Below are 17,716 nucleotides of genomic sequence, written 5' to 3'. Positions count from 1 at the left end.
TCAGACCAGCCTCGTCGGCAGGAACATCTCGACCACCTGGGTCACGCCGAGATTGACGATCGCGATCGACACCACCGACAGCACCACGGCCGCGTTCACCGCATCGGCCACGCCGCGCGGGCCGCCCTTGGCCTCCAGTCCGCGCTGGCAGGCGATGATCACGACGAGAAATCCGAACAGCACGGCCTTGAGCAGCGAGACCCACACATCGGCGACGGTGGTGAAGGATCCGAAAGTGGCCCAATAACTTCCGGGGGTGACGTTCTGACCGCCGACGGCCACGGCATAGCCGGCGACGATGCCGACGAAGATGATCAGGATGTTCAGCAGCGGCGCGACGAGGATCATCGCCACCAGTCGCGGGATCACCAGCCGGTGAATCGGCGAGATGCCCATCGTGTTGAGCGCGTCGATCTCCTCGCGGATGGTGCGCGCGCCCAGATCGGCGGCGATCGCGGCCGCGCCCGCGCCGCCGAGCAGAAAGCCGGTGGCCAGCGGCGCGCCCTGTTTGATCACCCCGAGCCCGCCGGTCGCGCCGAGCAGCGAATCCGCGCCCAGGGTGTGGATGAGGTTGCCGACCTGCACCGAGACGATCACGCCGAACGGGATCGCGATCAGGATCGCGGGGATCGCGGTCACCGTCACCAGCCGCCACGCCTGCAGAATCGCTTCGCGCCACTGGAATTCGCGCCGCACGACGTCGGTGGCCGTGCCGGTCACCGATTCCCGGGCGATATCCACGGCCCTGCCGAAGGTTCGCAGTGCGGACACGACGGTGTCCGAGAAATTCTTGCGAACGATACGAACAGCGGACGCGCCCGAGGAGGCCCGGGTCACCGGCGCCATGATCGGCGGGCCGCGTCCGGGCGGTGTGGCTCGAATTTCACAATCGTCTCTCCGTGATCGGCAACACTGCCAACACGAAGCTATCGGTTACAGCTAGTTACAGTAAAGCTGATCACGGTGTGAGGGTGACCGCTCCGAGGGGCGTTCGAAGTGCGGCGATAAATCCAGCTCACGTGCATGTTTTCTTAAGTGAACGCGAGTTCTGGAACCTGTTATCAGCAACGAACGGCTATCGCTATGACCCGCGTCACGTGTGACCGGCCACAAGGCGGTCACCAGAGACCGGGGACGAGCCGCCTCGTGCGAGCGCGGTAGTCCTCGTAGGAACGGCCCAGGGTGTCGACCATCGCCCGTTCTTCCACATCGATACGACGCAGAAATGCCAGGGTGGGCACGACGATCAGCAGCAGCAGCGAGATCCAGTTCCCCGCCGCGACACCGAAACCGATGGTGAGCAGCAGAACTCCGGTATAGGAGGGGTGCCGCACCCAGTGATACGGCCCGCGATCGACGACGGCCTGATCGGCATCGACCTCGACGGTGGTGCGAAAGGCCTCGCCCAGCACCGTGATCGCCCAGATTCGCACACCGAGCCCCACGACCATCAGCGCGACTCCGGCAACCTGCCAGACAACCTCGCGATGGGTGGTGAAGCGCAGATCGCTGTCGGCCGGCAAGGCGATCGAGACCACGTTCGCCACTGCGATCGATACGGCGACGACGATCATGATGGTGGTCCGGGTCCCGCGGTCGCGGACGGTGGATCCTTTGCGGCGCAATCGGTCCCGAATTGCCAATCCGATCTCGAAGAGCAACCAGATCCACGTCGTCACCACCGCGGCATTCACGACGACCCTCCCATGGGCTCGCGGCGGGACCGGGCGCCCGCCGGTACCGAATAAACCACCGCCACCGCGTCCGGCACATCGGGAAAGTCCCGGAGATCTCCCCCGATCTCATCCCAGGAGGCCTCGCGCCGTTCCGACAGAGCTGCGCAGTATTACTGTATTGATCCGACGGCGAACGGGCGTGCCGCGTGAAGGGGAGCCGATGACCGCCGAACTGATTCCGGGCGAGCTGACCCACGACGGCCGGCGGCGGAGCTTTCATCTGCGACCGCCCCGGGACCCGGACAGTCCGCTGATCATCGCGTTGCACGGGAATATGGGACCGGATGCCGAGGGCGGCGGTCTGCTCATGCACGACTGGACCCGATTCGCCGATCACGCCGAGGAATGGGGTGTCGGTGTCGTCTATCCGGACGGCTGCCACGGCAGTTGGGCGGACGGCCGCGGCGTCACGGCCGCGGAGGAAAACGGGGTGGACGATGTGGGGTTCCTGCGCACCCTGATCGACTGGTGCGCGGAGAAGTTCCGGACCGCATCCGATCGAACGCTGGTGGCCGGCATTTCCAACGGCGCCTTCATGTCCCATCGTCTCGCGCTCGAATGCAGCGAACGGGTCGCCGTCTTCGCCGCGGTGGCCGGGGCACTGCCCGCCGATCTGACCGCGGTGCGGCCGACCCACGCGGTGTCGGCGATGCTGATCAACGGCGATGCCGATCCCCTGGTTCCGCTCGCCGGCGGCCATTCCCGCCACCGCGGGCCCGGACGGCGAACCGCGCGGTCGGATTCTCGGCGCCGCCGCGACCGCCGAGCACTGGGCGAGCCTCGACCGATGCGCGGACGAACGAACTACCGTCACGACCGCCGGCTCACGACGCGTCACCGCCGCACACGGCATCGGCGATACCGCCGTGACGGCATGGACGGTAGTCGGCGGCGGTCACACCTGGCCGGGTGTCGCCGTCCCGGAGGAATGGGCCGGTGCTCCCGGTGCGGTATCCACCCTGGAATTCGATGCCACCGTCGAAATCCACCACTTCGCCCGCCCGCTGCTGCGACCGGCGGCGCGGCGGCTACGTCCACCTCGGTCGGAGAAGGAGAACCGATGAGCATTCTCGGCAAACTGCTCGCCAATCGCCGCGCCGGTACATCGGAGCTGGCGTGGAATCAGCCGAACCTGAGCAGCGACACCGTCTTTCGGCTCACGAGTCCGGATTTCGAGCCGGAGACCACGCTCGACATCCGGCATGCCTCCCACCGAATCGGTGGCGCCGACGAGTCCCCGGCGCTGAACTGGAGCGGCGCGCCCGACGAGGCGGCGGGCTTCCTGCTGGTCGTCGAGGATCCCGACGCTCCGATGCGGAAGCCGTTCGTCCATTGCGTCGCGCTCCTCGAGCCGTCGCTGCGGAGCTTGGCACGCAACGCATTACGTGCCGATACCACCGAGCCGGGGGTACGGGTGCTGCGCTCCGGTTTCGGCAGCGGGTACATGGGTCCCGCGCCGGTCAAAGGACACGGTCCGCACCGGTACGTCTTCCAGTTGTTCGCCCTCGGCGCGCCCCTCACCACAGCCGCGGGCAAACCTGTCGAGAACGCGAAACCCCGGGATGTGCTGGCGGCCGCGCAGGCCGTGGGCCGGGCCCGGATCGACGGTTTCTACGAACGTCGTTGAGGCTCAATCGCCGTTCGGCCGATAGCTGCGCAGGGCCTGCCGCAGTACCGCCAGTCGCTGGTCCCGAAAGTCCGTGCGGCCCTGTTCGATCGCGTCCAGTACGTCGAGGGCGGGGTCGGCACATGCCCAGAAGCGCAGCTTGTTCTCGGTGACGGGCTCGAGATCCCGTGCGCGACAGCGCTGGATCTCGCGCACGAAGTCGCGCCCCGCCTCCGGGTACAGATAGCAGAGGTCGTAGTCGGGATCGCCGATCTCCACATCGCCGAAGTCGATCAGGCCGCTGATCGCGCCGTCGGTGATCAACAGATGGTCCAGGCTCATATCGGCATGGATGAGGGTCGGTTCGAAGTCGAAGTTCGCGTCGTCGTCGAGATATCGCTGCCAGGCTGCGGACAACTCCTCGGCCTCGGCCGCGTCCAGCAACGGAAGCACCTCGGCGCGAACGGCCTTCAGATCCGCGGCGAAATCACCCCGCAGATCGGTGACCTCGACACCGAAGCTCCGTGCCCGGTCCGCCGGAAACGAATGGATCAGATCGATCAACTCCGCGATCGTCCGCGCCGCGTCGGAGTGCAGCAATCCCCGCTCGGCCCATTCTTCTTCGTCGAGCGAGTCGCCCGGTACCAGCGGATACACACAGAACTCACCCGGCCCCAGCGGATTCGGCGCGGTGAACAGGAATTGCGGAATCGGCACCGGCAGCAACGGGGCCAATTCCGGAAGCAGACCGGCCTCGCGCGCGATTCCTTCCGCGCCGTGCGGGTCCTGGGGCAGACGCAACACGTAGGGCTGTCCCGCCCAATCCAGCTGCAGCGCAACGCTGTCCAGCCCGGCGCCCAGCAGACACAGTGAACCACTCGCCAACTCCGGCCGGGGCGAGCCGGCGAGGACGCCGCGTACCCGGTCCTGCCAGCCGGGGGGAAGTTCTACGCTCGCGCGCATATCCATGTCCGAATCGTAGAACCGGTGTCCACCGGTTATCGCCGGGCGGCGATCGGCGCACGCCGGGCGGCCGGGATGACGGCCGTCTAAGATCGGCAGCGTGCCGGAATCCGGGAGCTCAGTACCCGCCTCGGTCCAGGTGTGGCGGGCGTTGCAGCGGGTGTACGTCGACCTGCGCCCGGAGCTGGATGCCCAACTGCGTCGCGGCTACGGCATGCCCGCCAGCTGGTACGACATGCTCGTGGAACTCGCGGGCACGCCGCGTCTGCGGATGAGCGACCTCGGCGCGACCATGGTGCTCAGTCGCACCCGGGTGAGCCGCCTGGTCACCGAACTGGAGGCGCGCGGCCTGGTCACCCGCGAAACCAATCCCGCGGACGGCCGATCGGCGTACGTCGCCATCACCGTGGCCGGGCGGCAGCGGTTGCACGAGGCCACCCCCCGCCATCACGCGGTCGTCGACCAGCATTTCGCCGGTCTGGGCGCCGACGAACTCGGCGCTCTCGCCACCGCCCTGCACAAGGTGCTCGCCGAGGACAATCCGTGACCCGGTGGCGCACAATGGGCCGATGTCCGCTCTCTCGACGGTGCTCGATCCGCTTCGGCACACCGCCGGCTATGCCCGCTACTTCCTGAACAAGAGCGCGCGCGACCGCGAGGATGCGCAGGCATTGCGTGAGCTCGAAGCCCGGCCGCTGACGCTGCCCGCCGGTCTCGAACTCGAATGGCTGGGCACCGCCGGGTATCGGATGACCTACGAGGGCGCGACACTGCTCGTCGATCCGTTCCTCACCCGGGTGCCGTTGTCGACGGTGGTGCGCCGCCGCACCGCGCTTCCCGATCCCGCATCGATCGACCGCTTCCTGCCCGGCCTCGGCGACGTAACGGGAATTGTTGTCGGACACGGCCATTGGGACCACGCGCTGGACGCTCCCGAGCTCGCGCGCCGTTTCGGCTGCCCGGTCTACGGCTCACGGTCGGTGCGCAATCTCATGGCCCTGCACGGACTCGGCGAACGGGGTGTGGAGGGGGAGCCGTACCGCCGCTACGAACTCGGACCGTTCACGGTGACCTTCGTGCCGAGCGTGCATTCGAAGATCCCCTTCGGCACCCGGATCCCCTCCCCCGGCGACACCAGCTGCGAATCCCTGGCCGCGCTGGCGCCGATGGCGTACGGCTGCGGACAGACCTGGGGCATCCACATCGCGGTGGCCGGTATCGAGATCTACCACCAGGGCAGCGCCGATCTCATCGATGACGCGATCCGGCACCGCGAGGTCGACATCTTCCTCGCCGGAGTGGCCGGACGGTCGGTGACGCCGGACTACTGGCACCGGATCCTGACGCGGCTGCGCCCCGCCACCGTCGTGCCGATGCACTACGACGACTTCCTCCGGCCGCTGGACGCGCCCATGGGCTTCACGGTCGATATCGCCCTGGCCGCGGTGCCCGACGAGATCGGCGCCGTGAGTCGCGCGATCGACGTGGTCGCCCTGCCGGCGCTCAGTCCTCGCGAACCGGACGCCCGATGAGCAGATGAGCCGGAATCGGCTGCCGGTCGATCTGCCGGTGTTCGACCGCCAGCCCTGCTCGTTGCAGCGCGCCCGATACCTCGTCGACCGGCCGCAGCCGGAAGCCGTGCGCGGTGAACGGCATCTTCGCCATCGCCGCCGGATCTCCGATGCCGACCACCACCCGGCCACCCGGGCGCAGCACCCGAGCCAGCTCCGCGCAAGCCCGGTCCAGATCGTCGATGAAATAGACGGTATTCACCGTGATCACCGCATCCAGGCTCGCCGATGCGAGCGGCAGTTCGGTGAGCGCGCCTTCCACGATCCGCAACCGGCCGGTGCCGATATCGCGGGCGAAGCGAGAACGGGCACGCGCCGACATATCCGGAGAGATCTCCACGCCGTGCACGGTCCCCGCCTCACCGACGGTGCGCAGCAGGATCGACAGCCCCACGCCCCCACCGAAGCCGATATCGGCCGCGGCCTGTCCCGCGCCCACCTCGGCCGCCTCGACCGCGGCGTCGATGGCGAAGCGATTGGCCCGGTTCAGCATCCGCGCCACCACCTTGCCCAGCACCCCGTGCGGATTGCCCAGCTGTTCGGCGACCGTGGACATAGCGCGTGTGACAAGGGAATTCATGGCACGCATGCTACCGATCCGGGCTCGCCTGGGCGGCGGACGCGGCTCGCCTGCGGCGCAGGTCCACCACCCGGCCCGCTCGGCGGCCTACTCTGCATCCGTGAACGACTCCGACAATGTGCGCGACTCCGGAAGCTGGAAGCATCCGCACGAACCCCACGGCGGCGGTTTCGCCTCCCGGCTGAACTGGTTGCGGGCCGGAGTGCTGGGCGCCAACGACGGCATCGTGTCGACCGCGGGCCTGGTGGTGGGCGTCGCCTCGGCCACCGCGGCCACCACGCCCATCCTCACCGCCGGTGTGGCCGGGCTGGTCGCGGGTGCGCTGTCGATGGCTGCCGGCGAATACGTCTCGGTCAGCACCCAGCGCGACAGCGAACGTGCCCTGCTCTCGCTGGAGAAGCGGGAGCTCGCCGAAGATCCCGATTACGAACTGACCGAGTTGACCGAGATCTATCGGCACAAAGGACTGTCGGAGGCGACCGCGCGGCAGGTCGCGCAGGAGTTGACCGCCCACGATGCCTTCGCCGCGCACGCCGAGGCGGAATTGGGTCTGGACCCGAACGAGCTGACCAACCCGTGGCAGGCCGCGTTCTCCTCCGCGCTGGCGTTCACCTGCGGCGCCCTGTTGCCGCTGCTGGCGATTCTGCTGCCGCCGGCGAACTGGCGCATTCCGGTGACCTTCGCCGCCGTGCTGGTGGCGCTGGCCGCGACCGGATCGCTGAGCGCGCGCCTCGGCGGCAGCAATCGACGCCGGGCCGTGCTCCGGGTGGTGATCGGTGGTGCGCTGGCCATGATCGTGACCTACGGTATCGGCCAGATTCCGGGCGTATCCAGCGGCTAATCGCGGATTCGATTGTCGCGCACGATGATTCCCGCCGCCCGCGCGAAGGCGGGCGCCATCTCCATCAGCTGGGGTGTGGTGATGATCGCCCCCTTCAGCGTTCCGATATCGGCGATGAGGTCCAGGGCGGTCGCGCCCCGCAGGTCCACGTCCTTCAAGGTGGCCCCGTGCAGGGCGACGCCTTCGAGCCGCGATCCGGGAAAGTCGACCTTCCGAAATGTGGCGGCGGAGAAGTCGGTATCGCGAAACACGCAGTCGGCGAAGGTCACGTCCTGCAGTGTGGCCGCACGGAAGTTCACCGATTCGAATTTGCATCCCTCGAACCGGATGCGACGCAGCTGCGCGTCGACGGCGATGACTCCCGACCACGCGGAGTCGACGAATTCGGCATTCAGCCACCGAGTTTCGCAGGCGTCGATCCCGATCCACCGCACCCCGCGCAGCCAGACGTCGTCGAATCGGCAGTGATTCAGGCTGCCGCCGCCGAGGACCACACCGGTCAGCGCCGACTCGCTGAACCAGGAGCCGCCCGCCGACACCTCGTCGAGGGACGTGGCGTCGAGGTGGACCCGCTCGTACTCGGTGTCGGGTGCGAGCGGTTCCAGCAGCGGCGTCAGACTCGGGGCATACGGCAGATCGGCGAGGTCGCGAGGCATTCCTGCACCCTAGACATGCGCACCGACAGGCCCGCGGCGGCTCACTTCACGAATTGGTGGTCGGTGCGCACCCTCCCGTCGGTGTCGAAGGTCAGCACCTCGAGTCCGGATCCGGCGACCGTGCCGTCCGCGCGCGAACGCATCACCCAGGTCAGGGCCACGGCGGCCCCGGCGTGCCGAACCGGCTCGCCCTCGGGCTCGAAGACATGCTCACCGTCGGCGACGAACATGTCGTATGCCCGGGTGACACGGGTGAACATCGCGTCGTAGCCGCGGACCTCGATCGCCGGAGCGGCGACCCCGTAGTGGCGGGCGGTGTCGCGAATGCCCTCGGGCGGATTGACCATGACCTGATAGCCGTCCTCGGCCCAGACCTCGCGGATCAGCGCGCGACGCCGGTCGGCATCGGGTTCGTTCCACTGGCCGACCCAGCGGTCGAGCAGATTCTTCAATTCGATATCGGTGGGTTCGTAGCTCATGCCGCCGAGTCTGTCCGCCGGCCCGCACTCGCGCGATTCCCTCCAGGGTATGGCGGAGCGCCACCCCGGGGCCGACGATGATCCCATGACGACAGTCGCGCAACCTGGACCCTTCGCGCAGGAACTGCGACGCTGGCGGGGGCTGCGGCGGTGGAGCCAGCTCGACCTGGCCATCCGCGCCGATACCACGCAGCGCCACCTCAGCTATCTCGAACAGGGCCGCTCCCGGCCGGGCCGATCCATCGTGCTGCGGCTGGCGGAATCACTGGAACTGTCGCTGCGCGAACGCAATGCGCTGCTGGCGACGGCCGGCTACGCCCCCGCTTACGACGAATCCGGTGTGGACGCACCGCAATTGGCTCCGGTGCGCGCGGCGCTGCGCACGATCCTGTCCGGGCATATGCCCTATCCGGCGCTGATCGCCGACCGCTACGGATGTTTGATCGAAGCGAACGCCGCGTTCGACGTCTTCACCGAGGGCTGTGCGCCCGAACTGCTCACCGCGCCGATCAATGTGCGCCGCTTGGCATTACATCCGGACGGCTTGGCGCCTCGGGTGGTCAACTTCGCCGAATGGGGCCGACATGTCACCGAATCCATGCGGGCACGCAACCGCCACTCACCGGATCCGCGCGCCGAGGAACTGGTCGCCGAATTCGAGAGCTACCTCCCGGACACCGACCCCGGGCCCGGCTATCTCGGCTTCGCGGTGCCGCTGCGACTGCGCGGGGAGGCCGGCGAGTTGCGTTTGATCACCACACTGACCTCGTTCGCCACCGCCACCGACGTCTCGCTGGCGGAACTGCATCTGGAGGCCTTCCTGCCCGCCGACGAATCCACCGCGGAACTGCTCCGCCGGCGCGCCGGGTGACCGATCGCGCTCGACCGGCCGGCGCCGAAACCTACTGCACCGGTTCGAAATCCATGCGGCCGTCTTCGGTCACCGCGTAGATGCCCGAGGCCAGATCCAGCGCGACCACGGTCCGTGCCGCGGCCTCGGCGATATGAATGCGCGGCGGATCGGGCCGGTCCGCGTCCTCCGGATAGTAGGTTCCGGGACCGTAGAACTGGCCGTAGCGCAGGACGACGCCACCGATCCCGAGCACCGCATCCTCGAGGAACTGCTTGGCGGCCTGTCCCTCTCCGGTCATCTCCCACGCGACGCTCTGGGCGAGAAAGCGTTTCGCACCCGCTGCCTGTGCCGCGGCGATCAAATTCGCGGTGCCCTCGCGGCGCATCCGCGAATTCGCCGCCCGTCCGGCGGGCAGATCGGCGGGATCGTCGGGCAGGTCGGTGAGCTGGTGCATCACCAGATCGGGCGCGAAATCGCGTACCGCCTGTTCCAGCGCCGCCGCGTCGTAGACATCGCAGACGACCGGCCGCGCACCGAAGCCGGTCAGCATCGACGTCTTCGACTCCGAGCGCGTGAGCCCGGCTACCTCGAACCCGGCCGAGACCAGCAGAGGTGTCAATCTGGCGCCCAGCACTCCGGTCGCGCCCGCCACAAAGATCCGCACGACGAATCACGATAACCGCCCGACTCCGGTCGGCCGGTCCGACACTCTCGACTGCGCGGTGCGTGCGCTCCTTCGTTCGTCTCCCTCTTGCCCAGTCATACTCGTCGACGTATATTCGTAGACGAGTAAGGAGGTGTGGGCAATGCCCGAGAAGCGGAAAGTCGCCAATCTGCTGGCCTTGGCGGTCCTGGCGACGCTGATCGAACGTCCCATGCACCGCTACGAGATCGCGGCCCAGATGCGCGAACGCGGCAAGGACCGCGATATGGACATCAAATGGGGTTCGCTCTACACGGTTGTGCAGAATCTCGAGAAGCACGGATTCGTCGAGGTCATCGGCAGCGAGCGCGACGGCGCCCGGCCCGAGCGGACGATCTACCGGCTCACCGACGCCGGCCGCGCCGAGGCCGAGGACTGGATCCGGGAACTGATCTCGACCCCCGAACCCGAACCCCATCGGTTCGTGGCGGGCTTGTCCGTCGTAGCCCTGCTGCCGCCGGACGAGGTGATCACACTGCTCGACGAGCGCACCCGGCTGCTCGCGGCGGAGATCGCCGAGCGCCGCCGCGAAATCGAGGAGCAGACACGATTTCTGCCGCGGCTCTTCCTGGTCGAGGCCGAATTCGGCGTGGCGATGCTCGAGGCCGAGGCGGCCTGGGTCGCCGAACTGCGTACGGAACTCGCCTCCGGCACCTTCCCCGACATCGATTTCTGGCGGCGCGCCCACTCGGAACAGATTCCGCCCGCCGAGGTCGCCGCGATGGTGGAAGGAGGGACGTTCCGACAGCCGGCCGACGACTGAAATCCACGCTACGACAATCCACCGACGAACCGGGCCCGGCGCAGTGCGGCAACACCGCGCCGAGCTCGATCCACTTACCTCTCGAACCGCATTCACGCAGGCGAACCCAGCCCGAGTATGGCAACTTCAGGATAACTGGGCAGCGCGTGCGCGGATCGGATCGGGTTCATCCACTCGAGGAGATTTCCCATGTCCGCAGTCACATCCGCCCTCGTCATCGGCGGCGGTGTCGCCGGCCCCGTCGCCGCCACCGCCCTGCGCAAGGCCGGAATCGAGGCGACCGTCTACGAGGCCTATCCGGGACCGGCCTACAACATCGGCAGCGCCCTGGGTTTCGCACCCAACGGCCTGGCCGCCCTGGACACCATCGGCGCCGGCGATGCCGTGCGGGCCGTCGCTCTGCCGATCACTCGCACCGTGATGTCGTTGGGCCACAAAGATATCGAGCTGCCGACGGCCGCCGGCCTGGAACCGCTGCACGCGATCGATCGCAGCGCCCTGCATCAGGTCCTGCGCGATCATGCCGTCGACACCGGCGTGGCGGTCGAATACTCCAAGCGCCTGGTCGGCGTCGAGGAACATCGCGACGGCGTGACCGCCCGGTTCGCCGACGGCTCCACCGCCACCGCCGATATCCTCGTCGGCGCCGACGGCATCAAGTCGCGCGTGCGCACGCTCATCGATCCGAACGCCCCGGGCGCCGACTACACCGGCATGCTCGGTTTCGGCGCCTACACCGCATGCTCGCATCCGGTCACCCCGGAGACCATGGTGTTCGCCTACGGTCGCAACGCCTACTACCTGTATTGGTCGATGCCCGACGGCCGGATCGCCTGGGGCGCCAATCTGCCCCACAAGCAGTATCTTTCGCTGACCGAGGCGCGGGAGGTCCCGGCCGAACGGTGGTTGCGGACCTTGCGCGAGGTCTACGGCGAGGACACCCCCGGCGCCGAACTGGTTCGCAACACCCGGCCGGAAGAGTTGGTCGTCACCGGCGGCCTGCACATCATGCCGCCGGTGCCGCACTGGTATCGCGATCGCATGGTGCTGGTCGGCGACGCGGTGCACGCGCCGTCCAACAGCACCGGCCAGGGAGCGTCGATGGCGATCGAGAGCGCGGTGCAGCTCGCTCGCTGCCTGCGCGATTTCGATTCACCGGCAACGGCTTTCGCCGCCTACGAACGGATCCGTCGTCCCCGGGTGGAGAAGGTGGCGGCCCGGGGAGCCAAGATCAACCAGTCGAAGACCGTCGGCCCGGTGATGCGCCGGATGATGCCGCTGGTCATGCCGCTGGCGACCAAACTCTTCAAAATGGAGGAGGTCATGGCCCGCGAACAGAGCTACACCATCGACTGGGACGCGCCGGTCGACGAGCGCGCGGAACTCGCTGTCGCGTGAGCGTATTCACCTGGAGGGCAAGGTAATCGAGCCCGGGCGCCGCGGCCGGCGGTGATCACACCGTCAGCCGCAGCGCCTCCGGCCGTTCCACTTCCTCCAGCAGTTTCGCCGCGATATTGTCCAGCGCGCGATCGAAGAGTGCGCGATCGTCCGGGTCGGCGCAATCCCAATCGTCGAGATAGCGGCACAGCCATTTGCGCCAAGCGGCGAGAATGCGGTCGTACTCGGCCTGGCCACTCGCGGTCAGATCCATTCGGTCGCCGTCGAATTCGATGTAGCCGGATCGCACTGCCTTGTCGTACACCGGTTCCAGCACTTCCGGCGGCATCCAGTGCGCTCGCGCCACCGCCGCGAGCTCGGCCGAACCGCGGGCGCGCTGCAACATCTTCACCTGCCCGATGGCCCAGGCCTGATCCCGGCCGAGCGGACTGTCCGCGGCCGCCAGGATCTGCGGATCGGGCAGCTCGTCGTCGCGCAGTCTGCGCAGCACGTTCGCCAGCGAATGCTCCAGGCGGACAATACGATCCGGAGAATCGGGCACCGAGAAACCGCCGCCCACATCGGCCGCCTCCGCGCGGACGCTGTCGCGCAACGGAACCTGCTTCAGGAACCACGCCACGACGAAACCGACCACGGCCACCGGCACCACCCAGCGGAAGACGTAGTCGATGGTGTCGGCATAGGCGTCGATGATCGGGATCGCCTGGGCGTACGGAAGCTGGTGCAACAGTTGCGGACTCTGCGCCACCGCGGGCGGCACCCCGGGCACCTCGGTGAGCGCCTGGCGCAGATTCGGTTCCAGCTGATTGCTGTAGAGCGTGCCGAAGATCGCGGTGCCGAAGGTCGACCCGACGGTCCGGAAGAAGGTGACACCCGAGGTGGCGGTGCCCAGGTCCTGGTACGGGACGGTGTTCTGCACGACGATCGTCAGCACCTGCATCGCCAGGCCGATGCCCAGACCGAGGATCAGCATGTACAGCGATTGCAGCCAGAAGCCGGTGGTCCGGCCCATGGTCGACATCAGATACAGCCCCACCGCCATGACCGCGGTGCCCGCGACCGGGAAGTATTTGTAGTAGCCGGTCCGGCCCACCACCTGGCCGGAGATGATCGAGGTGGTGAACAGGCCCACCACCAACGGCAGGGTGCGCAGTCCGGACGCGGTGGCCGAGACACCGTTGACGTATTGCAGATAGGCCGGCAGATAGGTCATCGCGCCGAGCATCGCGAAGCCGACGATGAAGCTGAGGATCGAGCAGACGGTGAAGACGTTGCTGCGGAACAGATGCATCGGCAGCATCGGCTCGGCCGCGCGGGTCTCGACGAAGACGAACGCTGTCAGCAGGACCACCGCGGCCGCGAACAGTCCGATGATGGTCGCCGAACCCCACGGATATTCCTGGCCGCCCCATTCCAGTCCGAGAATCAGACAGCTGACGCCGATCGCGACCAGTGCGATGCCGGCGTAGTCGACCACCGGCCGCACCGCGGCGCGGATCGACGGAATCGCCCGTGCCGCAACGGCGATCATCAGAATCGCCAGCGGCACGTTCACGTAGAAGCACCAGCGCCAGCTGGCATGGTCGGTGAACAGCCCGCCCAGCGTAGGGCCGACCACGGTGGTGATGCCGAAGACCGCGCCCAGCGCACCCTGATACTTGCCCCGGTCACGCAGCGGGATCACATCGGCGATCAGCGCCATCGAGGTCACCATCAGCCCGCCCGCGCCGACTCCCTGGATGCCGCGCGCGACGATGAGCAGCGTCATGCCGTGAGCGAGCCCCGCCACCATCGACCCGATGATGAAGATCAGTCCGCTGAGCTGGAAGATCAGTTTGCGGCCGAACAGGTCGCCGAATTTTCCCGCCAGCGCGGTGGCGACGGCCTCGGCCAGCAGATACGCCGTCACGACCCAGGCCATATGCCCGGCGCCACCCAGGTCGGCGACGATGGTCGGCAACGCGGTCGACACGATGGTCTGGTCGAGCGCGGCCATCAACATCCCCAGCACGACGGTGGCGAAGACGACGTTGACACGGGTATGGCTCACGGGTGCGGGCGATTCGGCGACTGCGGCGACACCGGACATTAGCTCAGTATGTGCCCTTGGCCCGATTCGATCGGCGTAACACGGCAATACGCCGGCTTGCTTCCCTCACCCGCAAATCTTCGGCATTCATATCGCCCATGCCGGAGCGATGGTCGATACCCTGACGACACGGCGACCGAACCCTACCGCCGGAACTTACTCTGGAGTAAGGTCACGCGGTGAGGATGCGACGAGGCTCCTACTCCCAAACGTAAACAGTGAGGTCTCACCATGGCGTGGAATCCCAGCGAGATCCCGGCGCAGCACGGACGCACGTTCGTGATCACCGGAGCCAACGGCGGTATCGGCAAGCACACCACCCGAGCACTGGCCGCCAAGGGGGCGACCGTGATCATGGCCTGCCGCAACACCACGACAGCACAGCAGGTCGCCGACGGTATCGAGGGTGATGTCCGAGTTTCCGCACTGGATCTGGCCGATCTCGCCTCGATTCGCGAATTCGCCGAGCGCACCGGGGAATTCGATGTGCTGATCAACAACGCGGGACTGATGAACATCCCCTTCTCGCGGACCGAGGACGGCTTCGAAACCCAGTGGGGGGTCAACCATCTCGGTCACTTCGCGCTGACCGGACTGCTGCTGGACCGTATCGGCGACCGGGTGGTCACTCTCGCCAGCATCGCGCACCGGCAGACGCCGAAGCTGTGGATCGACGACCTCAACTACGAGAACCGCCGCTACCAGCGCAACCTCGCCTACGCACAGTCGAAGTTGTCGAATCTGATGTTCGCGCGCGAACTGCAACGACGCCTGGCCGAGTCCGGATCCGCCAAGCGGTCCTATGCCGTCCACCCCGGCGTCTCGCCCACCGATCTGTTCACCCGGACCGAGACCCCGCTCGACAAGGTCGCCAAGCCCTTCATCGCGTTGGCCGGGCACTCCCCGCGCAAGGCGGCGGAGTCGAGCCTCTACGCGGCCACCGTGCCGGACGCCGATCCGAACACCTACTGGGGACCGACGCTGCTGTTCGGTTCCCGCGGTCCGGTGCGGCCGTCACCGTCGAGCGGGCTGTCGAAGAACACCGATCTGCAGCGGCGGCTGTGGGAGGAATCCGAGCGGCTGACCGGCGTGACCTACAAATTCTGACCAGCGCCGATCGCCGGGCACCTCACACTACGGCCTGTGTAGTAGACCGGGTACCGTGGTAGGCGTGTCCGCTCCACATCGTCGCCCGGCCCTGATCATCCTGGTGGTCGTGGCCGCGCTGGCGTGCCTGGGGTTGGGCTGGTGGCAGTGGGGACGGTTCGAATCCTCGTCCGGAACCGCGCAGAACCTCGGTTACGCGCTGCAGTGGCCGCTGTTCGCCGGATTCGTGGTCTTCGCCTATTTCCGGTTCGTGCGACTCGAACGCGATACCGCCGCCGAGCACACCGAGGCGACGGAACCGGCCGAGGCATCGAGCCCGGCCGACTCCGCGACTCCGGCTCGGCGGAAGACCAAACGGGCTGCTCCGCGCGAGATCCCGGCCGGCATCCTGCCCGAACGGCCGACCGCCGCCCGCGACGACGACCCGGTGCTGGCCGAATACAACAAATACCTTGCCGATCTGCACGCACAGGATGTGCGCGAGCGGATGCACGCCGTGGGGCTCGACGGCCCCGACATCGAGAGGAGAGCCGGTTGAGCGCCGACCGCCCCACCACCCCGGCCGCCACCACCACACCGGCACCGGCCGGCACGCCCGCCCCCACGGCCCGCGACACCGGCCGCATCCGGTCGGCGCTGACCCGCTACCGCGTGCTCGCCTACATCACCGGTGTCTGGCTGCTGCTGTTGTGCGCGGAGATGGTGTACAAGTACCTGCTGCTCGACGACAGCAGCAAGGCGCCGCACTGGCTTTTCTACATCGGCCAGATCCACGGCATCTTCTACATGCTGTACCTGGTGTTCACCATCGACCTGGGCATCAAGACGCGCTGGAAGCCGCTGACGTTGGTGATCACCGCGCTCGCCGGAACCATCCCGTTCCTGTCCTTCGTCTGCGAGCACTACCGCACCCGCCAGGTCCGAGCCGAGTTCTTGAGCTGAGCCGCTCGGCGCGCTCAGGACTCGGCGAGTTCGGCCAGTGCCGGAAGCAGGGCGCGCAGGGCTCGGCCGCGGTGGGAGGCGGCGTCCTTGTCCGCCGGAGTGAGCTGGGCCGCCGAGACCGACCCGCCGGCCGGGACGAACAAGGGGTCGTAGCCGAAACCGCCGTCGCCGACCGGCTTTCGCGCGATCCTGCCCGGCCATTGGCCGAGGGTGACGACCTCACGGCCGTCGGCGACCAGGGCGCAGGCCGAGACGAAGCGGGCGCCGCGGCGTTCGTCGGGGACGTCTCCCAGCTGGGCGAGCAGCAGCTCGTTGTTGGCCGCGTCGTCGCCGTGGCGGCCCGCCCAGCGCGCGGACAGCACGCCCGGCATACCGTTGAGAGCGTCGACCGCGAGGCCGGAATCGTCTGCCACACAAGGCAATCCGGTGGCCGTCGCACCGTCGCGAGCCTTGGCGAGAGCATTTTCCTCGAAGGTCGCACCCGTTTCGGGGGCCTCCGGGAACGGCGGCACCTCGTCCAGGCCGATGATCTCCAGACCCGCGACGCCCGCCTCGGCGAGGATGCGGCGCAATTCGCCGAGCTTCTTCGCGTTGCGACTGGCCACCAGTACCCGGCGCGCCATTACTTCCTCTTCTCGCCCGGCTCGGGCAGATGTCCCGGATACGGCAGCGCGAGCGCCTGCTTCTGGACCTCGAACAGCTGCTCACAGCCGGCCAGCGCGGAATCCAGCAGCTTGTCCAGGGTCGAGCGGGGGAAGGTGGCGCCCTCGCCGGTGCCCTGGATCTCGACCAGGGTGCCGGTGTCGGTGGCGACCACGTTCATATCGACCTCGGCGCGCGAATCCTCCTCGTACGGCAGGTCCAGGCGCACCCGCCCGTCCACCACACCGACGCTGACCGCGGCGATCATGCACGAGATCGGCTGCGGATCGGCCAGGCGGCCGGCGGCTCCGAGGTAGGTGATCGCATCCGCCAGCGCCACGTAAGCGCCGGTGATCGCCGCGGTGCGGGTGCCGCCGTCGGCCTGCAGGACATCGCAGTCGAGGGCGATGGTGTTCTCGCCGATCGCGGCCAGGTCGATGCACGCCCGCAGCGACCGGCCGACCAGACGGCTGATCTCCTGGGTGCGCCCGCCGACCTTGCCCTTCACCGATTCGCGCCCGCTGCGGGTGTGAGTGGCGGCCGGCAGCATCGCGTATTCGGCTGTGAGCCAGCCCAATCCGGAGTCGCGCCGCCACGGGGGCACGCCCTCGGTGACGCTCGCGGTGCACATCACCCGCGTCTGACCGAATTCGACCAGTACCGAACCCGCCGGATGCGTGGTGAATCCCCGGGTAATCCTTACCTCGCGGAGTTCGTCGTCCGCTCTGCCATCGGCTCGTCTAGACACCACGCCAGCCTAAGGGATGGGTACGACGCCCCTCCCCCG

Annotated in this window: 20 protein-coding genes; 10 read left to right on the top strand and 10 right to left on the bottom strand. The window is 67.8% G+C overall.

All coding sequences use genetic code 11. From position 1 onward, the window contains the following. Both A5780_RS23290 and A5780_RS23285 read right to left on the bottom strand, forming a co-directional pair. Positions 1-846 (bottom strand): ABC transporter permease, encoded by an 846-nt coding sequence (locus tag A5780_RS23290; RefSeq protein ID WP_030516086.1) that lies wholly within the window; start codon positions 844-846, stop codon positions 1-3. Positions 847-1,118: 272 nt separating this feature from the next. Further along, positions 1,119-1,694, bottom strand: a complete 576-nt coding sequence (locus A5780_RS23285; protein WP_064903051.1) for an isoprenylcysteine carboxylmethyltransferase family protein — start codon at positions 1,692-1,694, stop codon at positions 1,119-1,121. A 202-nt stretch (positions 1,695-1,896) separates the two neighbouring features. Between A5780_RS23285 and A5780_RS40180 the strand changes: the two genes are divergently transcribed. Beyond that, complete coding sequence (locus A5780_RS40180) at positions 1,897-3,363, top strand: hypothetical protein (RefSeq protein ID WP_197521838.1); 1,467 nt, start codon at positions 1,897-1,899, stop codon at positions 3,361-3,363. A 3-nt stretch (positions 3,364-3,366) separates the two neighbouring features. Here A5780_RS40180 and A5780_RS23275 read toward each other — a convergent pair whose 3' ends face one another. Further along, positions 3,367-4,311: a phosphotransferase gene (locus A5780_RS23275; RefSeq protein ID WP_064909590.1), complete on the bottom strand. Its 945-nt coding sequence runs from the start codon at positions 4,309-4,311 to the stop codon at positions 3,367-3,369. A gap of 94 nt (positions 4,312-4,405) precedes the next feature. Between A5780_RS23275 and A5780_RS23270 the strand changes: the two genes are divergently transcribed. Next, a complete protein-coding gene (locus A5780_RS23270) occupies positions 4,406-4,852 on the top strand; it encodes a MarR family winged helix-turn-helix transcriptional regulator (RefSeq protein WP_064909589.1) in 447 nt (148 codons plus the stop codon). Between the two features lie 22 nt (positions 4,853-4,874). After that, on the top strand, positions 4,875-5,837 hold the full coding sequence (locus A5780_RS23265; RefSeq protein ID WP_082976668.1) for an MBL fold metallo-hydrolase: 963 nt from the start codon (positions 4,875-4,877) through the stop codon (positions 5,835-5,837). Here the strand turns inward: A5780_RS23265 and A5780_RS23260 are convergent. Next, positions 5,809-6,456 carry a class I SAM-dependent methyltransferase gene (locus A5780_RS23260; protein ID WP_063012193.1) on the bottom strand — a complete coding sequence of 216 codons (648 nt, stop codon included), beginning with the start codon at positions 6,454-6,456 and terminating at the stop codon, positions 5,809-5,811. The genes A5780_RS23265 and A5780_RS23260 overlap by 29 nt on opposite strands. Before the next feature lie 100 nt (positions 6,457-6,556). Here A5780_RS23260 and A5780_RS23255 point away from each other — a divergent pair, with 100 nt between their 5' ends. Beyond that, complete coding sequence (locus A5780_RS23255) at positions 6,557-7,297, top strand: VIT family protein (RefSeq protein WP_036524962.1); 741 nt, start codon at positions 6,557-6,559, stop codon at positions 7,295-7,297. Here A5780_RS23255 and A5780_RS23250 read toward each other — a convergent pair. Both A5780_RS23250 and A5780_RS23245 read right to left on the bottom strand, forming a co-directional pair. After that, a complete protein-coding gene (locus A5780_RS23250; RefSeq protein WP_064909588.1) occupies positions 7,294-7,953 on the bottom strand; it encodes a pentapeptide repeat-containing protein in 660 nt (219 codons plus the stop codon). The two genes, A5780_RS23255 and A5780_RS23250, sit on opposite strands and share 4 nt — an antisense overlap. A gap of 41 nt (positions 7,954-7,994) precedes the next feature. Beyond that, the gene (locus A5780_RS23245; RefSeq protein WP_063012197.1) at positions 7,995-8,432 is read right to left on the bottom strand and encodes a hypothetical protein; all 438 of its coding nucleotides are present in this window, start codon (positions 8,430-8,432) and stop codon (positions 7,995-7,997) included. Positions 8,433-8,517: 85 nt separating this feature from the next. Between A5780_RS23245 and A5780_RS23240 the strand changes: the two genes are divergently transcribed. Then, on the top strand, positions 8,518-9,303 hold the full coding sequence (locus A5780_RS23240; RefSeq protein WP_063012311.1) for a helix-turn-helix domain-containing protein: 786 nt from the start codon (positions 8,518-8,520) through the stop codon (positions 9,301-9,303). Between the two features lie 31 nt (positions 9,304-9,334). On the opposite strand, the gene A5780_RS23235 is transcribed toward A5780_RS23240, so the two are convergent. After that, positions 9,335-9,949: an NAD(P)-dependent oxidoreductase gene (locus A5780_RS23235; RefSeq protein ID WP_064906770.1), complete on the bottom strand. Its 615-nt coding sequence runs from the start codon at positions 9,947-9,949 to the stop codon at positions 9,335-9,337. A 142-nt stretch (positions 9,950-10,091) separates the two neighbouring features. Between A5780_RS23235 and A5780_RS23230 the strand changes: the two genes are divergently transcribed. Next, complete coding sequence (locus A5780_RS23230) at positions 10,092-10,751, top strand: PadR family transcriptional regulator (protein ID WP_064909587.1); 660 nt, start codon at positions 10,092-10,094, stop codon at positions 10,749-10,751. A gap of 189 nt (positions 10,752-10,940) precedes the next feature. Beyond that, positions 10,941-12,149, top strand: coding sequence for an FAD-dependent monooxygenase (locus tag A5780_RS23225; protein WP_064909586.1), 1,209 nt, complete (start codon positions 10,941-10,943; stop codon positions 12,147-12,149). Between the two features lie 55 nt (positions 12,150-12,204). Here the strand turns inward: A5780_RS23225 and A5780_RS23220 are convergent, their stop codons facing one another. Further along, positions 12,205-14,238: an MDR family MFS transporter gene (locus A5780_RS23220; RefSeq protein WP_064909585.1), complete on the bottom strand. Its 2,034-nt coding sequence runs from the start codon at positions 14,236-14,238 to the stop codon at positions 12,205-12,207. A gap of 231 nt (positions 14,239-14,469) precedes the next feature. Between A5780_RS23220 and A5780_RS23215 the strand changes: the two genes are divergently transcribed. The 3 genes from A5780_RS23215 (at position 14,470) to A5780_RS23205 (ending at position 16,287) form a co-directional block, all read left to right on the top strand. After that, entirely contained in the window at positions 14,470-15,345 is an 876-nt protein-coding gene (locus A5780_RS23215) for an oxidoreductase (RefSeq protein WP_063012207.1), read from the top strand. Between the two features lie 64 nt (positions 15,346-15,409). After that, entirely contained in the window at positions 15,410-15,883 is a 474-nt protein-coding gene (locus A5780_RS23210; RefSeq protein WP_063012209.1) for a hypothetical protein, read from the top strand. Next, positions 15,880-16,287 (top strand): DUF3817 domain-containing protein, encoded by a 408-nt coding sequence (locus tag A5780_RS23205; protein ID WP_064909584.1) that lies wholly within the window; start codon positions 15,880-15,882, stop codon positions 16,285-16,287. Before A5780_RS23210 ends, A5780_RS23205 begins: the two co-directional genes overlap by 4 nt. Before the next feature lie 14 nt (positions 16,288-16,301). On the opposite strand, the gene A5780_RS23200 is transcribed toward A5780_RS23205, so the two are convergent. Together A5780_RS23200 and rph are read right to left on the bottom strand one after the other, a co-directional pair. Then, positions 16,302-16,910, bottom strand: a complete 609-nt coding sequence (locus A5780_RS23200) for a non-canonical purine NTP pyrophosphatase (RefSeq protein ID WP_063012213.1) — start codon at positions 16,908-16,910, stop codon at positions 16,302-16,304. Beyond that, positions 16,910-17,677: a ribonuclease PH gene (rph, locus tag A5780_RS23195; protein ID WP_030516106.1), complete on the bottom strand. Its 768-nt coding sequence runs from the start codon at positions 17,675-17,677 to the stop codon at positions 16,910-16,912. Before rph ends, A5780_RS23200 begins: the two co-directional genes overlap by 1 nt. Between the last annotated feature and the right edge of the window lie 39 nt (positions 17,678-17,716).

This window comes from Nocardia sp. 852002-20019_SCH5090214 (assembly GCF_001665865.1).
GTDB classification, from domain to species: domain Bacteria; phylum Actinomycetota; class Actinomycetes; order Mycobacteriales; family Mycobacteriaceae; genus Nocardia; species Nocardia nova.
The sequence above is the reverse complement of the archived record's forward strand: the minus strand, read 5'-3'. Positions and strand labels throughout refer to the sequence as shown.